This is a genomic window from Pseudoxanthomonas sp. LjRoot204_2 (assembly GCF_056175765.1).
Genome location: NZ_JBGFFG010000362.1, coordinates 1 through 3,452, shown reverse-complemented (window position 1 = coordinate 3,452; position 3,452 = coordinate 1). Strand labels below are relative to the sequence as shown.

Below are 3,452 nucleotides of genomic sequence, written 5' to 3'. Positions count from 1 at the left end.
ATCATCGCGCTGGGCGAATCGGTACTGGCGACGGGCGCATCTTTCGGCCATGCGGCCCATCCCGGACTGGCGGTGTGGATCGCATTCCTGGTGTCGTTCATCGGTTGCGTCGCCATGTGGTGGATGTACTTCGACACCTCAAGCGGCGACGCCGTACACGTGATCGAGCATTCGGACGACCCGGGCCGGCTGGGTGCCTACTTCCACTACGTCCATGTGGTGCTGATCGCCGGCGTCATCGTGTGCGCAGTGGCGGATGACCTGGTGGTGGCGCATCCGCTGGAGCCGGTGAAGGCCGGGTACGCCGCCGTCGTGGCTGCCGGTCCGCTGGTGTACCTGCTGGCCAATGCGTGGTTCTCGCGCGTCGTCCACGGACGCTTTCCGTGGCCGCAGGCCCTCGGGATGGGAGCATTGCTGGCGCTGTGGCCGCTGCTGCCGCGCCTCAACCTGCTGACCGCAGGCGCACTCACCACGGCGGTGATGGTGCTGGCGACGATGTGGGTGGCCTACCACCGGCGGCAGGACGCCGCGGCGACGCGGCGTTCGGATTCCTGACGGAAGACGCGGGCCGGGAGTCCTCCGGTAGACTCCCCGGATGAGCGCAGAATCCGGTGCAAGCCAGCTGGTCAGTGTCGTCGCCCTGCTGGGTGCCGCCGTCGTCGCGGTGCCTATCTTCCGGCGACTGGGCCTCGGCTCGGTGCTCGGTTACCTGGCCGCCGGGCTGGCGATCGGCCCGTTCGGCCTGAAGTGGTTCTCCGACCCCCAATCCATCCTGCACGTCGCCGAACTCGGCGTGGTGATGTTCCTGTTCGTGATCGGCCTGGAAATGCGGCCGAGCCACCTGTGGAGCCTGCGCAAGCAGATCTTCGGCCTGGGAGCACTGCAGATCGCGGTATGCACGCTGTCGCTGACGGGGGTGGGCCTGGTCTTCGGATATTCGCTGCCGGTGTCCTTCATCGGCGGCATGGGCTTCGTGCTGACCTCCACGGCGGTGGTGATGCAGTTGCTCGCCGAGCGCGGGGATGTCGCGCTGCCGAATGGGCAGAAGGTCGTCTCGATACTGCTGTTCGAGGACCTGCTGATCGTGCCGCTGCTGGTGCTGGTCGCCTTCATGTCGCCGCAGGTGGCGCAGCCGGAGGAGGGTTCCCGCTGGGTGTCGATCGGCATCGCGGCTGCGTCGCTCGGCGGTCTGATCGCCGCCGGCATCTGGCTGCTGAATCCGTTCTTCCGCATCCTCGCCGCCGCCAAGGCCCGCGAGGTGATGACCGCAGCCGCGCTGCTGGTCGTGCTGGGCGCCGCGCTGCTGATGCAGTTGGGTGGCCTGTCGATGGCGATGGGTGCCTTCCTCGCCGGCGTTCTGTTGTCCGAATCGACGTTCCGCCACCAGATCGAAGCCGATATCGAGCCCTTCCGCGGCATCCTGCTGGGCCTGTTCTTCCTGGGCGTCGGCATGGCGCTGGACCTCGGCGTGGTGGCGAGCAACTGGCCGCTGATCGTCGGCGCGGTGCTGGCGATGATGGTGGTCAAGGCGGCCTGCATCTATGTCGTGGCGCGGATGACGCGCAGTCCGCACGCTGAAGCGCTGGATCGCGCTGTGCTGATGGCGCAGGGCGGCGAGTTCGCGTTCGTGCTGTTCGCCGCCGCGGCCTCGGCCGGGATCATCGATGCCACCGTCAATGCGAACCTGACCGCCATCGTCGTGCTTTCGATGGCGCTCACGCCCTTGTTCGTGCTGCTGCTGCGCCGCTTCACTCATCCCGATGCCCCGTCGATGGAGGGGATCGAAGAGGCCAAGGGCCTGAGCGGCAGCGTGCTGATCATCGGCTTCGGGCGCTTCGGCCAGGTGATGAGCCAGTCGCTGCTGGCACGCGACGTGGACGTGACCATCATCGATACCGACATCGAGATGATCCGCAGCGCCGAGGAGTTCGGCTTCAAGATCTACTACGGCGACGGTACGCGGCTCGACGTGCTGCGTGCCTGCGGTGCGCAGACGGCGCAGTCCATCGCCATCTGCATCGACGACAAGGACGCCGCGAGCCGCATCGTGGAACTGGTCAAGCACGAGTTCCCGCAGGCCCACGTGCTGGTGCGCTCGTTCGACCGCGAGCATTCGCTGGCGCTGATCGGCGCAGGCGTCGACTACCAGATCCGCGAAACGTTCGAGTCCGCGGTGGAGTTCGGCAAGGCGGCGCTGATGAGCGTCGGCATCGCACGCGAGGATGCCGATGCCATTGCCCTGGAGATCCGTCGGCGCGACGCCGAGCGCCTGGAGCTCGAGATCGCCGGTGGCGACCTGCGATCCGGCATCCCGGCGCTGTATGGCAATGCGAAGCACACCAAACCCACACCGACGCCGTTCACCAAGCCCAAGCGTGAAGCGAAGGCCCTCAACGAGGAAGCCGCCGAAATCATCGGCGAGGAAGAAGAGGAATAGCCGGCCCGCTCAGTGGGTGCGGGGTTCCAGGAAGGTCGTGAGCGCCGCCTCGTAGGCCGGGTCCAGCGACAGATCGTCATGGCCGGCGGCGGGGAAGTCGACCACGTCAGCGCGCCCCGGAAAGACATCGAGCAGTCGATCGGTATGCGGAGGTGGTACGACCGCGTCGCGGCCTGCCCGTAGGACCAGCAGCATTCCCTGATGATGGGGAAGGCGCGCGCGCGAGTCGTAGCGATCCTTGAGCAGCAACCGTATGGGAAACATCGGGTAATGCGCCTGTGCGACGGCGGCCAGGCTGTCGAACGGCGTCACGAGTACCAGCGCCGGCACCTTGCGTTCGGACGCAACGTAGCTGGCCACGCCACTGCCGAGGCTCCGTCCGATTACATCGATCTCCCCTGCGGGATGCCGTCTGGCGACCTCATCGTGCAGGGCGAGCGCGTCGGCGAGCAGATCGGCCTCCGTCGGTTCACCGTCACTGGCGCCATAGCCCCGATACGCCACCAGGTAGACCGTGTGCGCGGGCAACGCACGGGTGAATGCATCGCGGTTGGTGTCCACGGATTCCGCGTTGCCGCCGAAGTACAGCACGGCGTCGCGTTGACCGGGATTCACGACCCAGCCGCGCAACGTCACGCCGCGCCGTGGCAGGGCGAAATCCGTCTGTGCGGCGTCCACCCGGGTGAACTGCGGGTAATAGATCAGTCGCCGCTGCTGCAGGTAGAGCAGGGCACACAGCGCGATGTAGGTGGCGAGGAGGGCGGCGGTGGCCCAGGCCAGCATCCGCTGCGGCCTACCCATGCCGCTCCTGCGCGGCCTTGAACGCGGCCAGTTGCTCGGGCGTCGCCTCGCGCTGGTGGCGCGCCTTCCAGTCGGCGAAGGGCATGCCATATACATGTTCGCGGGCTTGCTCCTTGTCCATCGCCACGCCTGCGGCGTTGGCGGCCTCGCGGTACCAGTCCGCGAGGCAATTGCGGCAGAAACCCGCGAGGATCATCAGGTCGATGTTCTGTAC

Annotated in this window: 4 protein-coding genes; 2 read left to right on the top strand and 2 right to left on the bottom strand. The window is 67.0% G+C overall.

What is annotated here, in order from left to right; genetic code table 11:
* A partial coding sequence (locus AC04L7_RS14765) for a low temperature requirement protein A (RefSeq protein ID WP_475513291.1) occupies window positions 1–555 on the top strand: 555 nt, incomplete at its 5' end.
* A 40-nt stretch (window positions 556–595) separates the two neighbouring features.
* Window positions 596–2,437 carry a monovalent cation:proton antiporter-2 (CPA2) family protein gene (locus AC04L7_RS14760; protein WP_435998761.1) on the top strand — a complete coding sequence of 614 codons (1,842 nt, stop codon included), beginning with the start codon at window positions 596–598 and terminating at the stop codon, window positions 2,435–2,437.
* A 9-nt stretch (window positions 2,438–2,446) separates the two neighbouring features.
* Here AC04L7_RS14760 and AC04L7_RS14755 read toward each other — a convergent pair whose 3' ends face one another.
* Together AC04L7_RS14755 and AC04L7_RS14750 are read right to left on the bottom strand one after the other, a co-directional pair.
* Window positions 2,447–3,238: an alpha/beta hydrolase gene (locus AC04L7_RS14755; protein ID WP_435998759.1), complete on the bottom strand. Its 792-nt coding sequence runs from the start codon at window positions 3,236–3,238 to the stop codon at window positions 2,447–2,449.
* Window positions 3,231–3,452, bottom strand: a 222-nt coding sequence (locus AC04L7_RS14750) for a DUF1244 domain-containing protein (RefSeq protein ID WP_475513290.1), incomplete at its 5' end; no start/stop codon positions are given. The genes AC04L7_RS14755 and AC04L7_RS14750, both read right to left, overlap by 8 nt.